Source organism: Actinoallomurus acanthiterrae, assembly GCF_054775715.1.
Map to the genome: position 1 here is coordinate 11,221,023 of NZ_BAAHCO010000001.1, position 23,276 is coordinate 11,244,298.

Annotated in this window: 24 protein-coding genes; 16 read left to right on the forward strand and 8 right to left on the reverse strand. The window is 70.6% G+C overall.

Annotated elements, in window-relative coordinates; all coding sequences use genetic code 11:
• Positions 1–140 precede the first annotated feature (140 nt).
• The gene (locus ACYVF7_RS52940; protein ID WP_460355001.1) at positions 141–284 is read left to right on the forward strand and encodes a hypothetical protein; all 144 of its coding nucleotides are present in this window, start codon (positions 141–143) and stop codon (positions 282–284) included.
• A 9-nt stretch (positions 285–293) separates the two neighbouring features.
• A complete protein-coding gene (locus ACYVF7_RS52945) occupies positions 294–3,182 on the forward strand; it encodes a helix-turn-helix transcriptional regulator (RefSeq protein ID WP_460355002.1) in 2,889 nt (962 codons plus the stop codon).
• Between the two features lie 24 nt (positions 3,183–3,206).
• Here the strand turns inward: ACYVF7_RS52945 and ACYVF7_RS52950 are convergent, their stop codons facing one another.
• Together ACYVF7_RS52950 and ACYVF7_RS52955 are read right to left on the reverse strand one after the other, a co-directional pair.
• Positions 3,207–4,847: a purple acid phosphatase family protein gene (locus ACYVF7_RS52950; protein ID WP_460355005.1), complete on the reverse strand. Its 1,641-nt coding sequence runs from the start codon at positions 4,845–4,847 to the stop codon at positions 3,207–3,209.
• 122 nt (positions 4,848–4,969) lie between these two features.
• Positions 4,970–5,455 (reverse strand): MarR family winged helix-turn-helix transcriptional regulator, encoded by a 486-nt coding sequence (locus ACYVF7_RS52955; protein WP_460355008.1) that lies wholly within the window; start codon positions 5,453–5,455, stop codon positions 4,970–4,972.
• A gap of 63 nt (positions 5,456–5,518) precedes the next feature.
• Between ACYVF7_RS52955 and ACYVF7_RS52960 the strand changes: the two genes are divergently transcribed.
• The 3 genes from ACYVF7_RS52960 (at position 5,519) to ACYVF7_RS52970 (ending at position 7,093) form a co-directional block, all read left to right on the forward strand.
• Positions 5,519–5,893, forward strand: coding sequence for a hypothetical protein (locus tag ACYVF7_RS52960; RefSeq protein ID WP_460355011.1), 375 nt, complete (start codon positions 5,519–5,521; stop codon positions 5,891–5,893).
• A complete protein-coding gene (locus ACYVF7_RS52965) occupies positions 5,890–6,288 on the forward strand; it encodes a MerR family transcriptional regulator (protein WP_460355013.1) in 399 nt (132 codons plus the stop codon). Before ACYVF7_RS52960 ends, ACYVF7_RS52965 begins: the two co-directional genes overlap by 4 nt.
• 112 nt (positions 6,289–6,400) lie before the next feature.
• On the forward strand, positions 6,401–7,093 hold the full coding sequence (locus ACYVF7_RS52970) for a type 1 glutamine amidotransferase domain-containing protein (RefSeq protein ID WP_460355015.1): 693 nt from the start codon (positions 6,401–6,403) through the stop codon (positions 7,091–7,093).
• Positions 7,094–7,173: 80 nt separating this feature from the next.
• On the opposite strand, the gene ACYVF7_RS52975 is transcribed toward ACYVF7_RS52970, so the two are convergent.
• The gene (locus tag ACYVF7_RS52975) at positions 7,174–7,974 is read right to left on the reverse strand and encodes a class I SAM-dependent methyltransferase (protein ID WP_460355018.1); all 801 of its coding nucleotides are present in this window, start codon (positions 7,972–7,974) and stop codon (positions 7,174–7,176) included.
• 268 nt (positions 7,975–8,242) lie between these two features.
• Positions 8,243–8,989, reverse strand: a complete 747-nt coding sequence (locus ACYVF7_RS52980) for an IclR family transcriptional regulator (protein WP_460355020.1) — start codon at positions 8,987–8,989, stop codon at positions 8,243–8,245.
• 165 nt (positions 8,990–9,154) lie between these two features.
• Between ACYVF7_RS52980 and ACYVF7_RS52985 the strand changes: the two genes are divergently transcribed.
• The 6 genes from ACYVF7_RS52985 (at position 9,155) to ACYVF7_RS53010 (ending at position 15,472) form a co-directional block, all read left to right on the forward strand.
• Positions 9,155–9,637 (forward strand): hypothetical protein, encoded by a 483-nt coding sequence (locus ACYVF7_RS52985; protein ID WP_460355022.1) that lies wholly within the window; start codon positions 9,155–9,157, stop codon positions 9,635–9,637.
• Positions 9,638–9,749: 112 nt separating this feature from the next.
• Complete coding sequence (locus ACYVF7_RS52990; RefSeq protein ID WP_460355023.1) at positions 9,750–10,427, forward strand: response regulator transcription factor; 678 nt, start codon at positions 9,750–9,752, stop codon at positions 10,425–10,427.
• The gene (locus tag ACYVF7_RS52995; protein ID WP_460355025.1) at positions 10,424–11,770 is read left to right on the forward strand and encodes a sensor histidine kinase; all 1,347 of its coding nucleotides are present in this window, start codon (positions 10,424–10,426) and stop codon (positions 11,768–11,770) included. The genes ACYVF7_RS52990 and ACYVF7_RS52995 overlap by 4 nt, the downstream gene beginning before the upstream one ends.
• 34 nt (positions 11,771–11,804) lie before the next feature.
• The gene (locus tag ACYVF7_RS53000) at positions 11,805–13,691 is read left to right on the forward strand and encodes an acyl-CoA dehydrogenase family protein (RefSeq protein ID WP_460355026.1); all 1,887 of its coding nucleotides are present in this window, start codon (positions 11,805–11,807) and stop codon (positions 13,689–13,691) included.
• Positions 13,692–13,836: 145 nt separating this feature from the next.
• Positions 13,837–14,382 (forward strand): RNA polymerase sigma factor, encoded by a 546-nt coding sequence (locus ACYVF7_RS53005; protein WP_460355027.1) that lies wholly within the window; start codon positions 13,837–13,839, stop codon positions 14,380–14,382.
• Positions 14,375–15,472: a hypothetical protein gene (locus ACYVF7_RS53010; RefSeq protein WP_460355029.1), complete on the forward strand. Its 1,098-nt coding sequence runs from the start codon at positions 14,375–14,377 to the stop codon at positions 15,470–15,472. The genes ACYVF7_RS53005 and ACYVF7_RS53010 overlap by 8 nt, the downstream gene beginning before the upstream one ends.
• Positions 15,473–15,544: 72 nt before the next feature.
• Here the strand turns inward: ACYVF7_RS53010 and ACYVF7_RS53015 are convergent, their stop codons facing one another.
• Positions 15,545–16,381, reverse strand: a complete 837-nt coding sequence (locus ACYVF7_RS53015) for an alpha/beta fold hydrolase (RefSeq protein WP_460355030.1) — start codon at positions 16,379–16,381, stop codon at positions 15,545–15,547.
• A 50-nt stretch (positions 16,382–16,431) separates the two neighbouring features.
• Between ACYVF7_RS53015 and ACYVF7_RS53020 the strand changes: the two genes are divergently transcribed.
• Entirely contained in the window at positions 16,432–17,067 is a 636-nt protein-coding gene (locus tag ACYVF7_RS53020) for a CGNR zinc finger domain-containing protein (RefSeq protein ID WP_460355032.1), read from the forward strand.
• A 50-nt stretch (positions 17,068–17,117) separates the two neighbouring features.
• On the forward strand, positions 17,118–18,068 hold the full coding sequence (locus ACYVF7_RS53025; protein ID WP_460355034.1) for a DUF6891 domain-containing protein: 951 nt from the start codon (positions 17,118–17,120) through the stop codon (positions 18,066–18,068).
• A gap of 4 nt (positions 18,069–18,072) precedes the next feature.
• Here the strand turns inward: ACYVF7_RS53025 and ACYVF7_RS53030 are convergent, their stop codons facing one another.
• Complete coding sequence (locus ACYVF7_RS53030) at positions 18,073–18,426, reverse strand: MerR family transcriptional regulator (protein ID WP_460355035.1); 354 nt, start codon at positions 18,424–18,426, stop codon at positions 18,073–18,075.
• Between the two features lie 114 nt (positions 18,427–18,540).
• Positions 18,541–19,686, reverse strand: coding sequence for an acetyl-CoA C-acetyltransferase (locus tag ACYVF7_RS53035; RefSeq protein WP_460355036.1), 1,146 nt, complete (start codon positions 19,684–19,686; stop codon positions 18,541–18,543).
• A 128-nt stretch (positions 19,687–19,814) separates the two neighbouring features.
• Between ACYVF7_RS53035 and soxR the strand changes: the two genes are divergently transcribed.
• The 3 genes from soxR to ACYVF7_RS53050 all read left to right on the forward strand — a co-directional run bounded on the left by soxR (position 19,815) and on the right by ACYVF7_RS53050 (position 22,822).
• The gene (gene soxR, locus ACYVF7_RS53040) at positions 19,815–20,354 is read left to right on the forward strand and encodes a redox-sensitive transcriptional activator SoxR (protein ID WP_460355038.1); all 540 of its coding nucleotides are present in this window, start codon (positions 19,815–19,817) and stop codon (positions 20,352–20,354) included.
• A 205-nt stretch (positions 20,355–20,559) separates the two neighbouring features.
• The gene (locus tag ACYVF7_RS53045; protein ID WP_460355041.1) at positions 20,560–22,179 is read left to right on the forward strand and encodes a WXG100-like domain-containing protein; all 1,620 of its coding nucleotides are present in this window, start codon (positions 20,560–20,562) and stop codon (positions 22,177–22,179) included.
• 91 nt (positions 22,180–22,270) lie between these two features.
• On the forward strand, positions 22,271–22,822 hold the full coding sequence (locus ACYVF7_RS53050) for a pentapeptide repeat-containing protein (RefSeq protein ID WP_460355043.1): 552 nt from the start codon (positions 22,271–22,273) through the stop codon (positions 22,820–22,822).
• Positions 22,823–22,874: 52 nt separating this feature from the next.
• On the opposite strand, the gene ACYVF7_RS53055 is transcribed toward ACYVF7_RS53050, so the two are convergent.
• Complete coding sequence (locus ACYVF7_RS53055) at positions 22,875–23,270, reverse strand: ArsR/SmtB family transcription factor (protein WP_460355046.1); 396 nt, start codon at positions 23,268–23,270, stop codon at positions 22,875–22,877.
• Positions 23,271–23,276 lie beyond the last annotated feature (6 nt).

Consider the following 23,276-nt stretch of genomic DNA (forward strand, 5'->3'; position numbering starts at 1 on the left):
GCTCGTGGAGGGGCGTGCTTAGACCCGGAGAACGCCTGCTAGGCGGGCCGGGCAGCCTCGGATAGGACATTCACCCGATGCGCCGGATCCCGTCTTAGACCGAGTCTTAATGGTGTCAGCCACTCACACAGGAGGACACCATGCACCCCGACATCTCGTACGCGCTGATGAACGAGCGTACGCGGGAGTGGCGGGAGACGGCGCGGGAGCGCCGGCTCCTCCGCCTCCCCCGCGGGCGGCGCCTGTCCCTCCGGACACCGCGACCGCGCGGCATCTCGGCCTGAGATCCCGACATGCGTGGCATTCTGGACGGCGTGCGCGCACGTGAGGTGAGCCCCGCGTTCGTGGGCCGGCAGGCGGAGCTCGTGGTCCTGGCCGACGCCCTGCGACGGGCGACGGCCGGGACGCCCGGCGCCGTACTGATCGGCGGCGAGGCGGGCGGCGGCAAGACCCGGCTGGTCGGGGAGTTCGCCGACCGGATCGGCGGTGAGGCGCTGATCCTCACCGGTGCCTGCCTACAGCTCAGCACCGTCGGCTTCCCGTACGCCCCGTTCACCGCCGCGCTCCGCCAGCTCGTCCGTGAGGTGGGCGCGGCGGAGATCGCCGCGCTGATGCCGCACGACGGCGCGCGCGACCTGGCCCGGCTGCTTCCCGAATTCGGCGAGCCGGCCGCCGACCCGGATCCGGACAGCGCCCGGGTACGGCTGTTCGAGCAGATGCTCGTCCTCTTGGAACGGCTCGCCGAACGCCGCCCGCTGGCACTGATCATCGAGGACGCCCACTGGGCCGACCGGTCCACCCGCGACCTGCTGATCTTCCTGCTGCGCAGCCTGCGGAACGCCGCCGTCCTACTGATCATCACCTTCCGCTCCGACGAACTGCACCGGTCCCACCCCATGCGCCCCGTGATCGCGGAGCTGGAGCGCATCGAGGGCGTGGTGCGGCTCGACCTGCCCCGGCTGACCCGCACGGAGACCGCCGGCCAGCTCGCCGGCATCCTCGGCGGCGAACCCGACCCGAGAGTGGTCGACGCGGTGTACGAGCGGAGTTCCGGCATCCCGCTGCTCGTCGAGGCGACCGCCGACTGTCCCGACTGCGGGATGCCGGAGTCGCTCCGGGACCTCGTTCTCGCGGGCGTGCGCCGGCTGCCCGAAGAGGCACAGGACCTGCTGCACCTGGCCGCCGTCGCCGGCGTACGGTTCGGGCACGCGCTGCTCGCCGCCGTCTCCGGGCTCGACGACAGGGCGATGTCGTCCCTGCTGCGCCCCGCCGTGGACGGGAACATCCTGGTCGTCGACGACCAGGCGTACGCCTTCCGGCACGCGCTCATCTGGGAGGCGATCCACGACGAGCTGCTTCCCGGCGAACACTCCCGCTTCCACCACCGGTACGCCGAGGCGCTGGAGGCCGACCCGTCACTGAGCGCCGGCGGGCGCTGCGCCGTCGAGGTGGCCATGCACTGGCAGGGCGCGCACGATCACGAACGCGCCCTCCAGGCCGCCTGGCAGGCGGCCCGTGAATCGGAGACCGCGTTCGCGTACGCCGAGCAGCTGCAGATGCTCGAGCGGGTACTCGAGCTGTGGGATCGGGTGCCGGACGCGGCGACCCGGATCGGCGTGGACCATGTCGGCGTGCTCCGGCGCGCCGCCCAGGCGGCCGGCGCCTCCGGCGAACCCGACCGGGGCATGGCGTTCGTCCGCGCCGCCCTCGCCGAGGTCGACGAGGAGCACGACCCCGAGCAGGTCGCGCTGATCCTCCGGCGACGGGCACGGCTGAAGTTCGACCGAGGGCAGGCGGGCGCTCTCGACGACCTGCGGCGAGCCGAGCGCCTGCTGCCGGAGGACTCGCCGGAGCGGGCGGCGGTGCTGGCCCCCATGGGCCGCATTCTGGTCCTCTTGGATGACGCCGAGGCGCGGCCGGTCATCGAGGAGTCCCTCGCACTCGCCGACCGCGTCGGTGACGACTGTGCCGCGGCCGACGCGCTGAACAACCTCGCGATCGCGGAGGCGATCCACGGCCGCTTCGCCGAGGCGCTGGCCGCGCTGGAGCAGGCCGCCGCGCGGGCGGCTCGCGCACACGACGACGACGGCCGGCTCCGCGCGCACGTCAACACCATCGACGTCCTCTTCATCAAGGGAGAGTACGAGGCGGCCGTCGCCGCAGGGCGGCAGACGCTGACGCTGGCCGAATCGCTCGGCCAGGCCCGTACGAAGGGGATCATCGCGGCCCACAACACGTCCGACGCGCAAGTCGCGCTCGGCCGCTGGGACGAGGCGCTGGAGACCATCGAGCTCGCCGAGAAGGTGGCCCCGAGCCTGGGGCGGCTCTCTCAGCTGCTCCTGTGCCGCGCCGCGATCGCCATCGCCCGCGGCCACGGGGACGAGGCGGCCACGGCGGTGGAGAGGCTCACCACGCTCTCCGCCGCGGACGACCCCTATCCGCAGCAGCTCCTCCCCATCGCGCGGCTGAGCATCGAGTGGCGTCTCGCCGAGGGCGACGGCCCGGCCGCCGTCGCGGCCACCGTACGCGCCGTCACAGACCACGACATGGGCCGGGAGGCCCGGTACATCTGGCCGATCCTGGTCGCGGGCATGCGTGCCTGCGTCATGGAAGGTGACCGAACGCTCGCCGACCGGCTCCGGGCGATCGCCGCCACGAAGCCGGCGTACGGCCCCGTGATGGCGGCCTGGCGCGCGACGTTCGACGCGGAGTCCGCCCTCGCCGACGGCGCCGCGGACCGTACGGCGTGGGAGGCGGCGGCAACCGCGTGGGGCGAGCTCGGCTCCCCGTACCCCCAGGCCCACGCACTGCTCCGGACCGCCGAGGCCGCCATCGCCGACGGAGACCGCGACGCCGCGGCGAGCATGCTCTGCCACGCCGCCGACATCGCCGACCGCCTCAAGGCACGACCGCTACGCGCGGACATCGACCAGGTCGCCCGCCGCGCCCGGCTCCGCCTGGACGGCGGGCCCGGCGGTCAGGCCCCGCTCGGACTGACGCCCCGCGAACAGGAGGTGCTGCGCCTGCTGGCGGAGGGACGCAGCAACCGGGAGATCGCCGACAAGCTGTTCATCTCCGCCAAGACCGCCAGCGTCCACGTCTCCAACATCCTGACGAAGCTGAACGCCTCAAGCCGCACCGAGGCCGCCGCCACCGCCCACCGCCTCCGCCTGACCGGCTGAGACAGGGCCGGCGATCGGGGCCCGTCAGCCGTCTTGGCGGGTGCGTTGGAGGGTGAAGGTGTCGACCGGGGTGGTCTGGCCGTACAGGCCGGTGACGGCGTAGTAGGTCACGGCCATCGTCGTACGGCCGCCGGGGCGGGTGCCCGGGTCGACGGAGAAGGCGACGAAGCCGTATGGGTTCACGCGGTCGCGGACCGCCGACCACGGCGCCGGTTCCGTTACGTAGATCGGGGTCTTCTTGCCGTTGGCGCCGGCCGGGCCGACGCCGGTGATCACATTGCACTGGGGCTTGTCGAAGAGCACGTCCGTCGACGGGATCGAGGTGCCCCCGCCGCCGATGATCATGTGGACGGTTCCCTTGCCGGTGTCGACGACGTCGGTGCGGGTCTCGGCCGGGTCGGGGGTCATGGTGTCGCTGGACGCGTGGCCGCGGATCGGGTGGGACCGCTCGTAGTGGTGTTCGTGACCGCAGACGACGACGTCGACGCCGTACTTGTCGAACAGCGGTAGCCATTCCTGCCGGACGCCGAGGTCGGCGCCGTTGCCTGGATGGTCGGCGGTGGAGATGGCGACCTGGTGCATCACGACGACGATCCAGTCGATGTTCTTGTTCGCGCGGGTGCGCGCGAGTTCGGCCTCCAGCCAGCGCCGCTGGGCGCCACCGGAGTAGCCGCGGACGTAGGAGTTGCCGGCGTCCTGGTACACGACGTCGTCGTTGGCCAGGCTCACCACGCGGACGGACCCGACGGTGAACGCGTACCACAGCCCCCGGGTCTCCGCGTCACCGCCGTTGCCGGGCAACGCGAAGTAGGTCTGGTAGGCGGCGAAGCCGATCGGCCCGTTGCCGAGTTCGTTCTCGTGGTTGCCGGCGGCCGGCATCCACGGCCGGAACCGCGCGGACCGGGTCGTCATGTCGAACCAGTCGGACCAGGTACGGAGGCGGTCGGTGGCCAGGTTCGCGTAGCAGAGGTCACCGTTCATGAGGTGGAAGAGCGGCGCGACGCGTTCGACGGCGGTGGTCACGTCGCCCGCGTACGGCGAGCCGAGGTTGTCGTTGAGATATACCTGCTTCTCGGTGATCTTCGGCGGTTTCGGGCCGTTCAGCTTCCCGACGGTGGGGGTGCCCTGGTCGCCGAAGCTGGTGAAGGTGAACGGCGCCCTGCCGCGGGGGCCGGTCCGGAACGACCCGGGCTCCGGCGTCGTGCCGTCGTGGACCGCGGCGTACACGTAGTCGGTGTCGGGGCGCAGCCGGCTCAGGCTCGCGTGATGCACGTAGATGGTCTGCCCGGACTGGCCGTCCTTGTAGAACGACGTCTCGGCCGCCACCTCGCGGCCGAAGCCGTCGGCCGGGGTGCCGAGCAGGACCTTCGGTCGCCGTACGGGCATCGCGGTCTGCCAGGACACGACGACCTCTCTGGCGGCGTCCTCGCCGAACTGCAGGTGCAGGCCGCTGACCGGCGGCATGCCCGACCCCGAGGGCCGGCTCCACAGCATCGGTGAGGCGGCCGCCGGCCGGACGCCGGTGACGGCGACGAGACCCGCCGCCGCGCCGGTACCTGCCGCTCCGAGTAGGCCACGTCGGCTCACCCTGCCTGGGCGGTCCGTGGCCGTGCTCTGCTCGCCGTTGTCCGCGGTGTGCCCGCCGCCCGTCGATGTCGTCGTCATGGGGACAACTCTTCAGATCGGCGCGGTCAGCCCGGTACCGGCGGACGGCGAACAGTGTGCCACTGACCGCTACTGGGGCGACGACCTGGCGGTTAACCCGGACAACCATTTCGGCGGTCGGCTCAGGCCTCTCCGAGCCAGGGCAGGTGGCATGCGACGGAGTCGTTCAGCCGCTCGAGGTAGGCCGCCAGGTGCTCCAGGTCGGCTCCCGACCAGTCCGACAGCGTTTCGCCGAGGAGCTCCGCTCGCCGCGCGCCGGCCAACCGCAGATGGCGATGTCCGTCCTCGGTCAGCGCGACGCGGCGGATCCGCCGGTCCAGCTCGTCGCTGACCCGGGCCACCAAGCCGTCCTCGGCCAGCCGGTCGACGACGCGTACGGCGCGTGCGCGGTCGACCAGGAGCACGGCGGCGACATCGGACACACTGGGCGGCGGCGGAGAACTGACCTCGATGAACCGCAGCACGCGGTACCCGGTCGGCGTCACGTCACCAGGCAGTCCGCCGAGGAACCGGTCCCGGATCACCGGGCCGTACAGCCCGAAGCGGCCATGCCGCAGCACCTGCACCGCGGAGTCCAGCCTGCGCACGAGCTCCGCTCGCTCATCCATGACGCCAGTGTCCTCGCCCGCGAGGTTGCATCCGGTACCTGGGTACAGGCTTACCGTCGAGGCATGGAGCCGAATCAGGAGATGGCCGATGCGGACTGGGTGCCGCAGGCGTGCACGCTGCCGACGGCCGAGCGGCCGCTGCGGGTGGCCGAGTTCGACGAGCTGTTCGCCGACGCGGTGACCGGGCTGGAGGAGGTCGGGCCGGCCCGGATCCGGATGCGGTTGCGCCCCGAGACGCCGGTCGCCGCCCGTGCCGCCGAGCTCGCGGTACGGGAGACCGCGTGCTGCTCGTTCTTCACCTTCACGCTGACCACCACCGGCGGCGACCTCGCCCTGGACATCACGGTCGGCGACGAGCACGCCGGGGTGCTGCGGGCGCTGGCCGACCGTGCGCGAAGCCGCCTGGCGGGGAGCCGTCTTACGGGGAGCCGGACATGACCTCGATGCGCAGCGGGCAGCTCGCGGCGGCCGCCGGAGTCAACCCGCAGACGCTGCGGTACTACGAGCGGCGCGGGCTGCTGCCCGAGCCGCGGCGTACGGCCGGCGGGCACCGGCTGTATCCGCCGCAGGCGGTCACGCTGCTGAATGTGATCAAGGCGGCGCAGCGCCTGGGATTCACCCTGGAGGAGGTCGCCGAACTGCTCCAGGCGCGTGGCCACCGCCGCCACGCCAGCGGGCTGTCCGAACGGGCACGCGACAAACTCGCCGAGGTGGAGGCCGAGATCGCCGATCTCACCGTCATCGCCGACACCCTACGGACCGCGCTCGCCGCCGGGTGCGACGACCTGATCACCTGCGCCGGCGAACCGCGCTGCCCGCTGCCGCTGCCGTGATCGCCGATGCGCCGTACGTGGCCCCGAAGTCTTGGGGGCCGTGAATGGTGTATATGGTGACAGACATCACATTCACGGCCATACCGCTCATGCAGCGACGGGGGGTTCGCATATGGCCAAGATCCTGTTTGTGGTGACCGGAGCGAGTTACTGGACGCTCAAGGACGGCACCCGGCATCCGACCGGTTACTGGGCCGAGGAGTTCACCGCCCCGTACAGCGCGCTCACCGAGGCCGGCCACGAGATCGTGGTGGCCACCCCCGGTGGTGTGGTGCCGCACGTGGACGTCATGAGCCTGCGTCCCTCGATGGCCGGCAGTGAGCAGATCGCTCTGGAGCAAGAGGAGATCCTGCGATCAGCCGAGGAGCTGCGGCGGCCGATCGAGCTGGCGGACGCCCGCCTGGAAGACTTCGACGCGGTCTACTACCCCGGGGGCCACGGCCCCATGGAAGACCTGTGGGAGGACGCCGACTCGGGCCGTCTACTGACCGCGGCCCTCGCCTCAGGCAAGCCCCTGGCCATCGTCTGCCATGCCCCGGTCGCGATGTTGGCCACTCGGCGGAAGGGAGTCTCACCTTTCGCCGGCTACGAGATCACGGGCTTCACCAACGACGAAGAGGAAGCCGTCGGACTGGCTCCCAAAGCCAGGTGGCTGCTCGAGGACGAAGTGGTCAAACTGGGCGTCAACTTCACCCGTGGCGAGATCTGGAAGCCGTACACGGTCGTGGACCGCAACCTGTACACCGGCCAGAACCCCGCGTCCGCCGGGCCGCTGGCACAGGAAGTGCTCAAAGTCCTCGATTAGCGCGACGTCCCCGCTCCTCAGGGCCCTGAGGAGCGGGGACGGCGCAGGACAGGATCAGGTCTCCGCCGTACGGCGTCGGGTTACTCCGGGACGCGCGCGACGCAGAAGACGGTCTGGCCGAACGGCGGCCGGACGAACCGCTCGATGAGGCGGGTGGTCGGCACGACCGTACGGTCGTAGATCTTGACGAGCTTCGGGTCGGGGTAGCCGGCGCCGCCCCGGCGGACCGCGGCCCACCAGGCGATGCCGCCGAGGAAGTTGATCGGCTTGAGCATGTCGATGCCGAGCCCGGCGCCGGTGACCGTCGCGCCCAGCGTCTTCGGCGTGTAGCGGGTCACGTGGCCGACCTTGCGGTCGAAGTCGCCGTACAGCTGCATGTAGCCGGGCACCCAGATGACGATGCGGCCACCGGGCTCGACCACCGCGGCCAGGTCCTTCAGCGCCTGCACGTCGTCCTTGATGTGCTCCAGGACGTTCATCATGACGACGGTGTCGACCTTGCGCTTGATCTTGATCTCGGCGGGCAGCGCGAGGTCGAGCACCTCGACGTCGTCGTTGCCCTGGTAGCGCTTGTTCAGCTGCTCGACGCAGTAGGGGTCGTTGTCGCTCACGACGAGGTAGTCGAGGCGGCCCGCGAACTGCTCGGAGAAGTGACCGAGGCCGGAGCCGACCTCCAGCAGTGACTTGCCGACGTGCGGGGCCACCGTGTCGTACTCGTACTGGCGGTAGTTCTTCGCCTCATCGCCGCCCAGGTGGTTCTCCAGCTGCCCCTCTCCGGCGGCCGGCTGATCTTCACCTTCGAAGGTCTCGGGCGCCGGCTTGCTGCTGCCCAGCAGGCCGAGGAGGGAGCGTGCGATGGAATTCTTCTGCTCTGCTGGCATGCGATCACTCGCTGAAAGTCGACGACAGGCCCAGGTGGGTGAGAAGTCTATCCACAGCCGGTGCTCATGCGGCCACCGTGCACGAACGCGTGTGCGTGGAGTCGTGCCCCGCCCCGGGACCATGGTGGCCGGAAGGCCAAACCCTGCGACAGCCGTGGCCATGAGCACATCGAGGTCGGACCATGGCCCGGGGCGGGAATCTGTGGGGGGCCGCCGCCCATGCCACATAGGTTCACGATAATCCGCATTGACCGCAAGATGGCTGTTTTCAGATGGTGAGTGCTCGATTGATCCGGGCGGCGGCGGCCTGGAGACGCGGGGCGCAGGCCTCGATCTTCGCCAGTCTCGCCGGGCTGCAGGAGACCGCGAGGGCCCCGACCGTCTTCCCCGACGCGTCGGTCACCGGGACGGCGGCGCACCCGGTGCCGAGGATGTACTCCTCTCGGTCGAGAGCGAGCGGGGAGCCCAGCCGGCGTTCGAGCTCGCCGCGATGGGTGATCGTGTTGGGCGTCAGATCGATCAGCGGATGCCGGGCGAGATGGTCCCGCCGGGCCCGCGTGTCGAGCTGGGCCAGCACGCACTTGCCGATCGCGGTGGCGTGCGCCGTCTGGGCGAGGCCGGCCGACAGGTCGACCCGGGGCGTCCGCGGGCCGTCCGCGATGTCGACGACGCGGAACTCCCCCTCCTCGTAGAGGCTGAGGTACGCCGCCACGCCGAGCTCGTCACGGAGGGAGGTCAACACGTCCCGGATCCGTGCGAGCCGGTCCTGGGTGCGCCGGTCGTCCTTGAGCGAGTCGACCCGGTCGCCGAGGAGGTACGACCCGTCGCTCGTCCGTACGACGTATCCCTCGTGGACGAGTGTGCGCAGCAGGTGATAGGTCGTGGCCAGCGGCAGGCCGGCCTGACGGGCGAGCTGTTTCGCCGGTGCGCCGCCGGGGTGCGACGCCACCGCCTCCAGGAGATGCAGCGCGCGCTGCACCGAGACGATGAGGGTTGGCCTCCGTGTCTCATTCATCACGGACAGCGAACCCCGCACGCGTGGCAGGGTCAAGCGCTTTGTGCAATCTGCCCGCCTTGGACCGTTCCCGGCCATCTCCCACGGTTCTCCCAGATTCCTCCACCGGGTTCTTCAAGACCTTCCCCTTCACTGGATGAGGGGCAACCTGAAAGGAGGCCGAAGTTGAACAACAAGGTCATTGGCGGCGTGTCCGCGTTCGCCATCGCCGTCGTCGGTACGGGCGTCTACCTGGCCGTTCCCGCGTCGGCGGGCGCGAACGGGCGCCCCGCCGCCAAGGCGGCCCACGGCGCGAAGCGGCACCCGATGCGCGGCGTCCGCGGCATCCGCGGCGTCCACGGACAGGCGACCGTCCGTACGAAGAAGGGGTTCGCGCAGGTCGAATGGCAGCGAGGGCGGCTGACCGCGACGAGCGGCGGGACGCTGAGCGTGCGCAGTGCCGACGGCGTGACCTGGCAGTGGAAGACCGACGACAAGACCCGGGTCCGCAAGGACAAGGCCAAGTCCACCGTGTCGCAGCTGGCCACGGGCGACTTCGTCTTCGTCGCGGGCCTGGACGCCGGCGGCGCCCGTACGGCGAAACGGATCATCGTCCCGAAGAAGGTGCCGGCCAACGAGACCACGTCGCCGGCTCCCTCCCACAGCTGACCGGCCGCCCCGGCCCCGGGCCGGCCGCCGTACCGGCAGGGGTCGGCGGCGACCGGCCCGGAGTCGGTGGCGCATCTGCCCGGGGGTCGGGAACGGCGCGATGATGGAGCCGATGGACAACCCACGAGTGCTCGTCGTCGACGACGAGCCGAACATCCGGGATCTGGTGGAGGTCGCCCTGCGCTTCCACGGATTCGCCGTAGTGACGGCGGCCACAGGAGCCGAGGCGCTGCGTCGTGTGCACGACGACCGCCCAGGACTCATCGTGCTCGACATCATGCTGCCCGACCTGGACGGCTTCGAGGTCTGCCGCCGCCTGCGCGGCGGCGGCGACGAGACGCCGATCATCTTCCTGACGGCCCGCGACACGCCCTCGGACACCGTCACGGGGCTGACGCTCGGCGGCGACGACTACGTGACCAAGCCGTTCGCGGTGGACGCGCTCGTCGCCCGCGTACGCGCGGTGCTGCGCCGCGCCCGGCCGCGCGGCGCCGCCGACGAGGTCCTGCGCGTGGGCGACCTCGAGGTCGACATCTCCCACTGGACCGTGCGCCGGGCCGACGCCGAGATCGAGCTGTCACCGACAGAGTTCCGGCTGCTCACGTTCTTCATGCGCAACCCGGGCCGGGTGCTGACCCGGGCGCAGTTGCTGGAGAACGTCTGGGGCTGGGACCACTCGGCCGGCTCGCCGGTCGTGGAGACCTACATCAGCTACCTGCGCCGCAAGCTCGGGCCCGACCTGATCCACACCCAGCGGGGCGTCGGCTACGCCCTGCGGCCCCCGGCATGAGATCGCTCAACTCCCGGCTCGTCGCCGGGCTGCTCGCCGTCACGGCGGTGGGGCTGACGCTCATGGGCCTGGCGAGCGCGGTCGCGCTGCGGACGTACCTGCTGCACCGCGTGAACAACCAGCTGGAGGCGGTACGGCGGAACCCCAAGCTGGCCGTGACCGTGGACAACGGCGTCTCCGGCCGCTACGTCGTGCTCCACGTGACCCCGGCGGGCCGGTTCTGGGCGGCGGGGAACGGCTATCCCGATCCGAACCGTGCGCTGAAGCGCGCACAGGCGCTGGGCCTGGGGCCGCTGCTCGCCGAGGGACGGCGAGGGAAGCCGTTCCGGTTCGGGGGGATGCGGGCGATCGCCAAGGTGGGGCCGCGCGGGAACGCCACCGTCATCGTGGACCCGCTCACCGACGTCCACGCGACCGTGGCGGGTCTCATCGTCGCCGAGTCGGCCACGGGGCTGGTCATCCTCGGCCTGGTCGCGCTGCTCGGCCGCGGGCTGGTCCGGCGGGGGCTCGCGCCGTTGTCCCGGATGGCGGCGACGGCTCACGGCATCGCGGGCGGCGGCGATCTGCGCGCCCGGATGGAGGAGTCGCCGTCGGAGGTGGGCCGGCTGGCCGGCGCGATCAACGTCATGCTCGGCCGGATCGAGCAGGCGTTCCTCGCGCGGCTGCGCTCGGAGGCGAAGGTGCGGGAGTTCGCCGCCGAGGCCTCGCATGAGCTGCGCACGCCGCTGACGACCATCCGCGGCTACTCCGACCTGTACGAGCAGGGCGCGGTCAGCGCCGAGGAGGCGATGCGGCGGATCTCCGGGGAGGCGGCGCGCATGGGCAGCCTCGTCGACGAACTGCTGGAGCTCGCACGCCTGGACAAGGGCTCGGCGCTGTCTCCGGAGCCGGTCGACCTGGCGTCGCTGGCGCGGGAGGCGGCGGCGGACGCGACGGCCGTGGAGCCGGACCGGCCGGTACGCCTGGAGGTGCCGGACTCGCTGGTCGCCGTGGCCGACGAGGCGCGAATCCGGCAGGTCCTGGCGAACCTGCTGGCCAACGTGCGGGCGCACACCCCACCCCACACCCCGGCGACCGTACGGCTGGCACGGACGCACTCCGCGGTCGTCCTCGAGGTCGCCGACGAAGGGCCGGGGATGACGCCGGAGGAGGCCGCGCGGGCCTTCGACCGGTTCCACCACGCTCGGGACAGCGGCGGCAGCGGCCTGGGGCTGGCGATCGTCGCGGCGATCGCGGCGGCGCACGGCGGGGGCGCCGCGCTGCGTTCGGCGCCGGGAGCGGGCACGGTCGTCCGCGTCGAACTGCCGCGCATCGCCCCGAATGGGGGACCTACTGGCGGGTAGAACTTAGGAGTAACTTCCTACGGAGGTGATCCTCATGGCGCACGTGGACGAACGCACCGCCCGCCGCGTCGCCGAAGAGGCACGCGAGACGTCATGGCGCCTGCCCAGCTTCGGCAAGCAGCTGTTCCTCGGCGACTTCCGCCTCGACCTCATCCACCCGCATCCCCGGACGGACGAGGAGGAGCGGGGGAAGGGCGAGGAGTTCCTGGAGCGGCTCCGGGACTTCTGCGAGACGAAGGTGGACCCCCGGATCATTGAGCGCGAGGCCCGCATCCCCGACGACGTCATCAAAGGGCTGAAGTCCCTCGGCGCCTTCGGGATGAAGATCCCCGAGCAGTACGGCGGCCTGGGCCTGAGCCAGGTCTACTACAACAAGGCGCTCATGCTCGCCGGGTCCGCGCACTCCGCGATCGGCGCGATGCTGTCGGCCCACCAGTCCATCGGCGCCCCCCAGCCGGTCAAGCTCTTCGGCACCGACCAGCAGAAGCGGACGTTCCTGCCACGCTGCGTCAACGAGATCAGCGCGTTCCTGCTCACCGAGCCCGACGTCGGCTCCGACCCCGCCCGGCTGCGCACCGCCGCCGTCCCGGACGGCGACGACTACGTCATCGACGGCGTCAAGCTGTGGACCACCAACGGCGTCGTCGCGGACCTGCTCGTCGTCATGGCGCGGGTGCCGAAGTCCGAGGGCCACCGGGGCGGCATCACGGCGTTCGTCGTCGACGCGAACGCCGAGGGGATCACCGTCGAGAACCGCAACGCCTTCATGGGCCTGCGCGGCCTCGAGAACGGCGTCACTCGCTTCCACCAGGTCCGCGTGCCCGCCGCGAACCGCGTCGGCGAGGAGGGCCATGGCCTGAAGATCGCGCTGACCACGCTCAACACCGGGCGCCTGTCGCTGCCGGCCATGTGCGCGGGGGCGGCCAAGTGGTGCACCAAGATCGCCCGCGAGTGGTCGAAGGAGCGCGTCCAGTGGGGCCGCCCGGTCGGCGAGCACGAGGCCGTCGCCACCAAGATCTCCTTCATCGCCGCGACGGCGTACGCGCTGGAGGCGATGGTCGACCTGTCCAGCACCCTCGCCGACAACGAGCGCAACGACATCCGCATCGAGGCGGCGCTGGCCAAGCTGTGGGCCTCGGAGATGGCCTGCCGCGTCGCCGACGAGCTCGTGCAGATCCGGGGCGGGCGCGGCTACGAGACCGCCGAGTCGCTGGCCGCGCGAGGTGAGCGGGGCGTGCCCGCCGAGCAGCTCCTGCGCGACCTGCGCATCAACCGCATCTTCGAGGGCTCCTCGGAGATCATGCGGCTCCTCATCGCCCGTGAGGCGGTCGACACGCACCTGTCGGTGGCCGGCGACATCATCGACCCCGACGCCGACCTGAAGGCGAAGGCCAAGGCGGTCGGCCGCGCGGGCGGCTTCTACTCCACCTGGTTCCCCACGCTCCTCGCCGGGGCGGGACAGCGTCCCGGGTCGTACGCCGAGTTCGGCCCGCTGGCCCGGCACCTGCGCTACGTCGAGCGCTCCGCGCGCAAGCTGGCCCGCTCGGTGTTCTACGCCGCCGGGCGCTGGCAGGGCGCCCTCGAACGCAAGCAGGGCTTCCTCGGCCGCATGGTCGACATCGGCGCCGAGCTCTTCGCGATCAGCGCCGTCTGCGTCCGGGCGAAGGACGACGACCGGCCCGAGGCGTACGAGCTGGCGGACGCGTTCTGCGAACAGGCGCGGGTGCGGATCGGCGAGCTGTTCGACCGGCTCTGGAACAACACCGACGCCCTCGACGGGAAGGTCGCCAGGCAGGTGCTGGACGGCCGCCACACCTGGCTGGAGGAGGGCGTGCTCGACCCGTCCATCCCCGGCCCGTGGATCGCCGAGGCCGAGCCCGGCCCGACCGAGCGCGAGAACGTCCACCGCACCGTCGCCTGACCACCGACAAGATCCCCGGGGCCGTAGAGTGCGGCGGCCACCGGGGATCGATCATGTCGGGCGGCGGGAAAGGCCTCAGGGTCTTCGTCGGAGTACCGGTGACAGCTCCGCTCACCGGAAGGTGCCCCACGATGGACGTCAGAACGTGAAGGGCGCGCGGATCGCCGAGCCGGCCGCACGCACGCCCGACGCCTTCGCCGCGCTCTACGACGAGCATTTCCCCGCCATCCACAACTACGTCGCGAGCCGCCTGGGCCGGGACGTCGCCGACGACATCGCCGCCGACACCTTCCTCATCGCCCTGCGCAAACGCGGCGGGTACGACCCGGCGAAGGGCGCCGTACGGCCCTGGTTGTTCGGCATCGCGACGCGGCTCGTAGCGCAGCACCGGCGGCAGGAGATGCGCCGGTACCGCGCCCTGGCCAAGCTCGGCCCGGAAGAGGTCGCCGACAGCCACGAGAACCGCGTCATCAACTGGGTCCGCGCCGAGGGCCTGCAGCCACGCCTGGCCAAGGCGCTCGCCGCGCTGCCGCGGGGGCAGCGCGACGTTCTGCTGCTCAGCGCCGTCTCCGAGCTCTCCCACGAGGAGATCTCCGAGGCGCTCCAGATCTCGTACGGAACGGTCGGCTCGCGGCTGAGCCGGGCCCGCAAGAAGGTGCGCGCCGCACTCGGGGAGGACAACGATGGATGACGAGCGCATGATCCGGACCTTCCTGGCGGAGGCTCCGCCGTCGGCAGAGGTGATCGCCGAGGGGCGGCGGCGCGTGCTCGCCCAGGCGAAACCCCGGCCACGCCAACGGGACATGGCCTTCCGGCTGGGGCTGGGCGGGCTCGGCGTGGCGGCGGTGGCCACCGCGACCGCCATCGCTCTCATGGTGAGCGGCGGCTCCCCCGCCTCCCGGACCACGCCGACGACGGAGCTCACCGCGCAGCAGGTACTGCTCGCCGCCGCGCAGAGGGCCGCGTCCGAACCGGTCGGGCGCTACTGGCACTCCCACGTGATCGACGGTCAGGCGTACCACGTCGCCAAGGGCGACTATGTGATCACCGGTGCCCGGCACGAGATCGACCAGTGGATCGCCCGGACGGGTAAGGACGACGATGTCTTCCGCAGCCGCTTCGCCGGGGCGATCCCGCAGACGCCCGCCGACCGGGCCGCCTGGCAGCGCGCGGGCTCGCCGACGACCTGGCGCGTGATCTCCAACGGTGAGCCCATCACGCAGACCGCGGCCCCGGACAAGTGGGATCTCGTACGGACGACGCCGGCGGAGCGGAAGGGCTTCGACAAGATGCTCGCGCAGGCAAGGAAGAAGTGCGCCGCCAAGGCGCGGATATGCCCGCCGAACCCGGATCTGCCCCAGGCCGAGCGCGAGGCGCTCGCGGACGACCTGCCGGCGCTGCGGGCGTACCTGCTCAGCCCCGGCAAGGGGGGCCCGAGTGTCGCACTCACCAACGCCGCGCACTTCCTGGCGCAACCCGGCTCGCCGAAACTGCGCGCCGCCGTCTTCCGTGCGCTCGCCGGCACGCCGGGCATCCGCAACAAAGGCCTGACCAAGGACGTCTACGGACGGGTCGCCACCACGCTGGCGGTGACGCGCTCCGACGGGAGCGGCACGTTCGACGTCGAACTGCTGCTGCGGCCCAGCACCTATCAGGTGCTCGGCACCGAGACCGTGCTGGTGTCCGGGCAGGGCGTCATGGTCCAGGGGATGAAGCCGGGGACGGTCTTCACGCACGAACTGTTCCTGGAGATGGGCTGGGCGGACACCGCCCCCCGCTGACCGGACGTCGATCCCCGGCGATCGCCGCCGCGACCCTCGCGACCGCCGGGGATCAGCGCGTCAGGAAGCCCGTCAGCTCCTCGAGGGCTGCAGGAAGCCCCTCAGCTCCTCGAGGACGGCCTCCGGGCGCTCCTCGGCGAGGAAGTGGCCGCAGTCCTCGATCATCCGGCCGGTGACGTTCTCGGCGTAGTCGCGCCAGACCGCGACGGTGTCGATCGCCTGCAGGAAGCTGTGCTCGCCCCACAGGGCCAGCAGCGGCATCGAGATCTTCCGGCCGGCGTCCGCCTCGTCGTGCTCGGCGTCCTCGTCCGAGGCGCGGTAGTCGTCGAACCCGGCGCGCAGCGCGCCCGGCCGTGAGAACGCCCGGACGTACTCCGCGATGTCCTCTTCCGGGAGCGGCACGTGCGACCAGCCGTCGATGAGGTACCGCACGTACGCCCCGGGGTTCGCTCCGGCGAGCAGTTCGGGCAGGTCGGGCTGCAGGTGGAAGAGCCAGTGCCAGGTGCGGCGGGCCAGGTCGGCGTCCATCCGCCGCCACATCTCGCGCGTCGGGATGATGTCCATGACGACGAGCCGCTCGATGTCCCCGGGGTGGTCGAGCGCCCAGCGGTGCGCCACGCGGGCGCCCCGGTCGTGGCCGATGACCGTGGCCGACTCGTGCCCGAGGACGCGGATGAGCTGATGCAGGTCCTCGGCGCGGGTGCGCTTGTCGTGGCCGTCCGTCGGCAGGTCGCTGCGCCCGTAGCCGCGCAGGTCGGGAACCACGACCGTGTACGCCTCGCTGAGCGGCCCCACGAGGTGCCGCCAGCAGTATCCGGTCTGCGGCCAGCCGTGCAGCAGGACGAGAAGCGGCCCGTCACCCGTGCGCCGGTAGTGCAGGCGGATGCCGTTCACCGTCGCGATCGCCATCTCTAACCTCCTTATGCGGTTAGAGCCGATTCTAACCATATGATGGGGTTATGGGCGATTGGCTCTGGTATGGCGGGCGGCCGAGTGTCGACCTGGTCAACACGGTCCGCGACCGCAAGCTCGGCGGCCGGGAGACGCTGCGCACCCCGGCCGACCTCGAGGCGTGGCTGCGTACGGCGGACCTGCCCGGCGCTCCCGGCGAGGACGACCTGCGGGCCGCCCGCCGCCTGCGCGAGGCGATCGACCTCCTGGCGTTCCCGGCCGCGAACCCCACGGACCGCGGCGCCGTCGCGGAGGCCAGCGACGGCGCGGAGGCCGGCACCGTCACGGAGGCCGGCGACGGCGCGGAGGCCGGCGATGGCCTTCCCCGCACCGCCCGGGAGGCGGCGGACGTGATCAACGCGGCGGTCGCGGCGGCGCCGCCGGTCCCCCGCCTGGCGCTGGACGCCGCAGGACGTCCCGTCGCCGCGCCGCGCGACGAGTCGACGGCGGCGGCGCTCGCCGTGCTGGCGGTCGACGCCGTCGAACTGCTCACCGGCGACGACCTGCTGCGGGTGTGCGCCGCGCACGACTGCGGGATCCGCTTCGTCGACCGCTCTCCGGCCCGCAACCGGCAGTGGTGCTCGATGCGCCGGTGCGGCAACCGCAGCAAGGCACGACGGCACTACGACCGCGCCCGAACCTGAGATCGCGAATCCGTCGATGGAGTGTCACCGCCGTTCGCCATAATCGCCGAATGATCGACAACGAGGACCGCGACCTGCTCCGGAGCCACATCCGCGTGGCCCTGGCCATCGGCGACGACGATTTCGACACCATCGTCGAGGAGTGCGTCGACTACCTCGACACCGCGCCCGACTCCGACGAGGTCGAGGACGCGGCCACCGAGCTCGCCAAGGAGGAGTTCGCGGCCTACCTCGCCGACCAGGAGACCTGGCCGGACATCCTCGACTCCGACCGGCTGCTCTGGGCGTTCCAGGACCTCGAGGCCGCCGGCATCGTGGCGCGGGCGGACTTCACCTGCTGCCAGAACTGCGGCGTCAGCGAGATCGGCGGCGAGGTGCCGGAGGGCGCCGCGATGCGCGGCTACACCTTCTGTCACCGCCAGGACATCGAGGCCGCCGTCGAGGAACAGACGCTCTACCTGTCGTACGGCGCCTTCGATGGAGACGACGCCGCCGCGACGCGGATCGGCGAGGAGGTCGTCGCGACGCTGCGCCGGAACGGCCTGGCTCCCGAGTGGAACGGCAGTCACACCACGCGGATCGACGTCCCCATGACCTGGCGGGAGCGACGCTTCGGCGGGCTCGCCACCTGGCCGGGAGGTCCCGAGCCGGAGTCCGACGGCCCGCTCCAGGTGACCTACTGCGACTACGCCGGGGGGAGCGAGCAGACCTTGGCGGTCCCGATGTCGTTCGCGGAGGCCCGCCTCGTCCTGATCCGCCTGAGGCCTCGCAAGGGCAACTTCGCCACGTTCGAGGGCCGGTCCGGCGCGATCGTGCAGGTGATGTGGGAGGACGGGCCCCGGCTGTGGCTGGAGAGCCCGGACCCCGCCGCGCGGTGCTCGCGGGGCCGCCACGTGACGCCGGCCGAGGCGGAGGAGCTGATCGGCGTCCTCGCCGACGAGGACCGGGTGGACCTGGCCCGGCTCGGCGACCTCGAGGTGAGGTCCTGGCCGGTCCAGTGAGCCGTCAGATCGGAGGGATCCGCTCGCGCCGCATCCGCGGGATCGGCGGGCGTTTCTCCAGCTGGAACACGCGGTCCCAGGCCGCGTCGAGCTGCGCCTCCAGCTCCCGGATGCGCTTCTCCAGGCCGATGATGTGCCGGATCCCGGTCAGCGTGACGCCGTCGTCGGCGAGCTCGATGACGCGCCGGATCCGGCCGATCTCGTACGCCGAATAACGGCGATGGCCGCCGGGGGTGCGCCGAGGGCTCACGACGCCGAACCGATCGAGACGATGCAGGAACCTCCGGCGTGTCTCCAGCATCGCGGCGGCCTGCCCGACGGAGTACAGCGGCCGGTGTTCTTCTTCAGTGAGGACCATGACGCGTGCCATCGTGGGGCACGCCGTACGCCGTGCGCGGACGCCACACGCGTGGGTTGTGGGCTTCTTTACGAAGGGCGGGGCCCCGCCGGGACCCGCCCTTCGTCGGTCACGTCAGAGGCGCTCGATGATGGTGGCGTTGGCCTGGCCGCCGCCCTCGCACATCGTCTGCAGGCCGTAGCGGCCGCCGGTGCGCTCCAGCTCGTGCAGGAGCTTGGTCATCAGGATGCTGCCCGTCGCGCCGAGCGGGTGGCCGAGGGCGATCGCGCCGCCGTTCGGGTTGGTCTTCTCCAGCGAGGCGCCCGTCTCACGGGCCCAGGCGAGCGGGACCGGCGCGAACGCCTCGTTGACCTCGAACACGTCGATGTCGTCGATCGACAGCCCGCCCCTCCGCAGGGCCTTCTCGGTGGCCGGGATCGGCCCGGTCAGCATGTACACCGGGTCGGAGCCCTCGACGACGAGCGTGTGGATGCGCGCCCGGGGCGTCAGCCCGTGCTCCCGTACGGCCTCCTCCGAGGCGATCAGCAGCGCGCCGGCGCCGACGGAGATCTGCGAGGCGATGGCCGCGGTCAGCTCCCAGCCCTCGCGCAGCGGCTGCAGGCCCGCCATCTTCTCCAGCGAGGTGTCAGGGCGGGCGCCCTCGTCCTTGGTCACGCCGGCGATGGGCGCGGTCTCCCGGTCGAAGTGGCCTGATTCGATGGCGTGGACGGCGCGCCGGTGGCTCTCCAGGGCGAACGCCTCGAGGTCACCGCGCTTGAACCCCCACTTCTCGCACATCAGCTGCGCGCCGCGGAACTGGGAGATCTCCTGGTCGCCGTACCGCGCGGACCAGCCCTCTCCGTACGGAAACGGCATGCCCTTCTCCAGGGCCATGGCGACGCTGGAGCCCATGGGGACCATGCCCATGTTCTCCACGCCGGAGGCCACGACGAGGTCCTGGGTGCCGGACAGTACGCCCTGAGCGGCGAAGTGGATCGCCTGCTGGGACGACCCGCACTGGCGGTCGATGGTGACGCCGGGCACCCGCTCGGGCAGCCCGGCGGACAGCCACGCCGTACGGGCGAGGTCGAGCGACTGCGGGCCGACCTGCATGACGCAGCCCATGATGACGTCGTCGACCGCTTCGGGGTCGACGCCTGTGCGCTCGACCAGTTCCTTGAGCACGTGCGCGCCCAGGTCGGCCGGGTGCACGGCGGCCAGCGCGCCCTTCTTGGTGCCTACGGGGGTACGGACCGCTCCGACGATGTACGCCTCGGCCACGACGCCTCCAAGTCTCTTCTCGGGGTTCCGTCCCAATCAGAACCGAACATGATTCGGTCAGTACGAGGTTACCTCGTTCCGCCCACTCGTCCATATGACCGGGGTCTCAGGAATCTAGGGTTGGGAGCATGGAACACCCCCGATGGGACGCCGGCGAGCTCACCGTGGGACAGGTGGCCGCGCGCAGCGGCGTCGCCGTCTCGGCGCTGCACTTCTACGAGGCCAAGGGCCTGATCCGCAGCCGCCGTACGGCGGGCAACCAGCGCCGCTACGCCCGGGACGTCCTGCGGCGCGTGGCGTTCATCCGGGTCTCCCAGCGCGTCGGCATCCCGCTGAAACAGATCCGGGAGGCCCTCGGCCGGCTTCCAGAGGAACGCACCCCCACGCGCAAGGACTGGGAAAGCCTGTCGGCCACGTGGCGGAGCGAGCTCGACGCGCGCATCGATCAGCTGCAGCGGCTGCGCGACGACCTGACCGACTGCATCGGCTGCGGCTGCCTGTCGCTGAGCCGGTGCCGCCTGTCCAACCCGTACGACCAGCTGGGCGAGGAGGGCTCCGGCCCCCGGCGCCTGCTCGGAGATGCCTCCTCGGCCGCCGGGGAGCCGGTGGGGGCCCGGTCCGCGGCCTCCCCGGATCCGGCCGCCTGCGACGGCGATCAGTGCGGCTGACCAGGATCACCCGCCGCTGAGACGGGCGGCGACGCCTGCCCACCACACGTGACCTACAGAAAGACCTCAGACGAAGATCGCCTGAGGTCTTTCTGACGGCAGTGGACGGCTCAGCCCGCCTTAAAATCCCCGCAGCCAAAGAGTGAGCATTTGTGTAGAGTTTCCCGCCGTCCAGATCAGACGATTCGGATCAAGGGGCCACGGCATGACATCGGATTCCGTTCGATTTTCGGTCGAGGTGCTGTTGTATTACGCCCCCCGGTTCGACGATGTGGGAGCGGCGTTGTCGCAGGCCAGCACGGCAGCGCAGCACCGACTGGAGGGATTAGGGTCATTTTGGGGCTCATCCTGGCCCGATGAAGCCTTCGCCGAATCCTACCGACCGGCCCAGCACTCACTGCTGTTCACGGCGCAGCAATGCGCGAGTGATCTACGACAGATCGCCAGCCGAATCCGCCATGTGGCCCACAACTACGGCGTCACCGAAGCCAACGTCACCAGCGACATCAATCGCATCGGCCAGGCCGCGAGCCGAGAATCGCGGCTCCTGCACAACACCGGCGGCCTGCCACCGCCACCCGACGTTCCCGAACACACCCCACCACCTCTCCCACGCACGACCCCGAACCCGACAGCGAACCGGCCTCCGACTCCAGTGGTGGCCCCACCCGAACCACCGAAATCGACCCAACCGGCGTCGCCGACGCCGAAGCCGTCTCCAGAGGCATCACCGGACCCGAACGCCTGGAAGCGAAACGGAGCCACCTCCTTCTTCGGGCCGTTCCCCACCGGAAAGCCCAACCTGATCGAGCAGGCCGCCGAGGCTTGGCGCGACCTCGCCACCGCGCTGCGCACCGCCTGGGAGGACACCCAGCACTATGCCGCGTACGTGCTGGCCGAGAACGAAGGCCACGCCGCCGACGAATTCGCTGCCCACGTGCGACGGCTGGTGGACTCCGGCAAAGGCTCACTTACGCTGACCCTGCAGGGCTGCGAGAACACCGAACGTGCCTGCTGGGACCAGGCTCAGGCGATCCGCGACCTCAAGCACCAGTTCGAAGAACTGGCGGCCGAATTCGCCCTCACCTTCGTGATCGGCCAGGTACTCGCCGCAATCTTCGCCGCCCCCACCGCGGGCGGCAGCGAAGCCGCCGGCCAAGCCGCCGAAGCCGCCGAAGCCGGAGGGATCACCGCACGGGCGACGGCCCTGCTCCGCCAGTTCATCGCAGCGGTCGTGGCCCGCATGAAGACTGTCGGCACCGCGCTGAAAGACCTCGCCCGAGTGCTACCGAAGGCAGAACGAGAAGCCTCCGGACTGGGCAAGGCCGCCGAGGAAGGGCGTAGGCTCCTCGGAGACGGCAAGACCCCTATCAAGGAGCTGGACCCAGCAGAGCAGGCGGAGCTCGCTAAATACCGTGAGGACCTGGCAAAAGAGGACCCGGATCTCTACAACGAGCTTCAAAAGGACCCGGATCACTTGAAAAGGGACGGCACATACGCAATTGACGACGGCGCTCGCGAAGAAGCGAAGACCGCATTGTCGTTGCGACAAGACGGCCGCGTCCCCGACGACTTCCAGCGTCCGCCAGAAAGAGGTCAAGGCGACTTCTACTCGCCCAGCACAAATACTTATTATGACGTTAAGGAAGTGACGTCATCAAGCAACTTCAAGGTCGACAACTTTGAAAGCAAACTAGAAGCGCAGTTTGCAAAAAACCGCACTCCGATCATTGATACGCGGAACGCTTCGCAAGCAAATATCGATCAAATCAAGGCCATGATCGCCCGCCGAGGATGGGGAAGCAATGTCATCTGGTACCCCTAACAACGCCTCGAGGCCATCTGCTGGGTCAATCCAGTCATGGCCGCACAACGAAGCGGCCCGCGAGACATTGGCCGCCTATATCGAACGACGCGTGAAAGATGAAGATGCAATCCTGATCGGTGCACATCTTGACTTCCGTGGCGCGGATCTGCGCGGCATGGACCTCTCCCGCGCGGACTTCACCGAAGCAACCCTCGATAAAGTCTCTTTCGCCGATTGTACGCTGAATCGCGCCAACTTCACGGAGTCGTCAATCGTCGAAGCGAAGTTCACCAACGTGGAGATGATGGGCGCCGATCTGTTCGGAGCCTCAGGTAAAGGTGCGCGCTTCGTCAAGGCGTGGCTCTCGGGCACCGAGGCCGAATTCGCCGATCTGCGGTCCGGCGACTTCCGCAACGCCTTCCTTGGCGGGGTGAGCTTCGTGAAGTCTGACCTGACCGGCGCCGACCTGCGGGACGCGAAGGCCGAGCGTACCTTGTTCATTAACTGCAAAGTTGCGGATATCCAATTGACCGGGTTTTCGGGAACCATCGTCGGCCCGAGCCTGGTCGGGAGCGATACTGAGCTCGATGATGGACAGCTTCAGCGCTGGTTCCTGGAGCGGGATGCAGATGTCACAGTGGTGCCAGTTCATCCGGCCTGATATCAAAGCGGTGCGCCGCGGCCTCCCCGGATCCGGCCGCCTGCGACGGCGATCAGTGCGGCTGAGCAGGACCACCCGCCGCTGAGACGGGCGGCGACGCCTGCCGCTCGTACGCGGTGACGACGGCGTCGAGCAGCCCCGGGAAGCGGGCCTCGATGTCGTCCCGCCGCAGTGTCGTCCACCGGCGGTTGCCGTCCTCCCGCTGGCGGATGACGCCCGCCTCGCGGAGCACCCGGAAGTGGTGCGTGAGCGTCGAGGGCGCCACGTCCACGGGGAACGTGCCGCAGGCCCGCTCCGGGTCGGCGCGCAGCGTCTGGACGATCGTCATCCGCGTGGGATCCGACAGCGCGTGCAGGACGTCCAGCACGTCCAGTTCGTCGACCTCCGGATGGGTCAGCGTACGGCGTTGCGATCGGGGCATCGGGACGACCTCTCTTTCGACAACCATCGTACA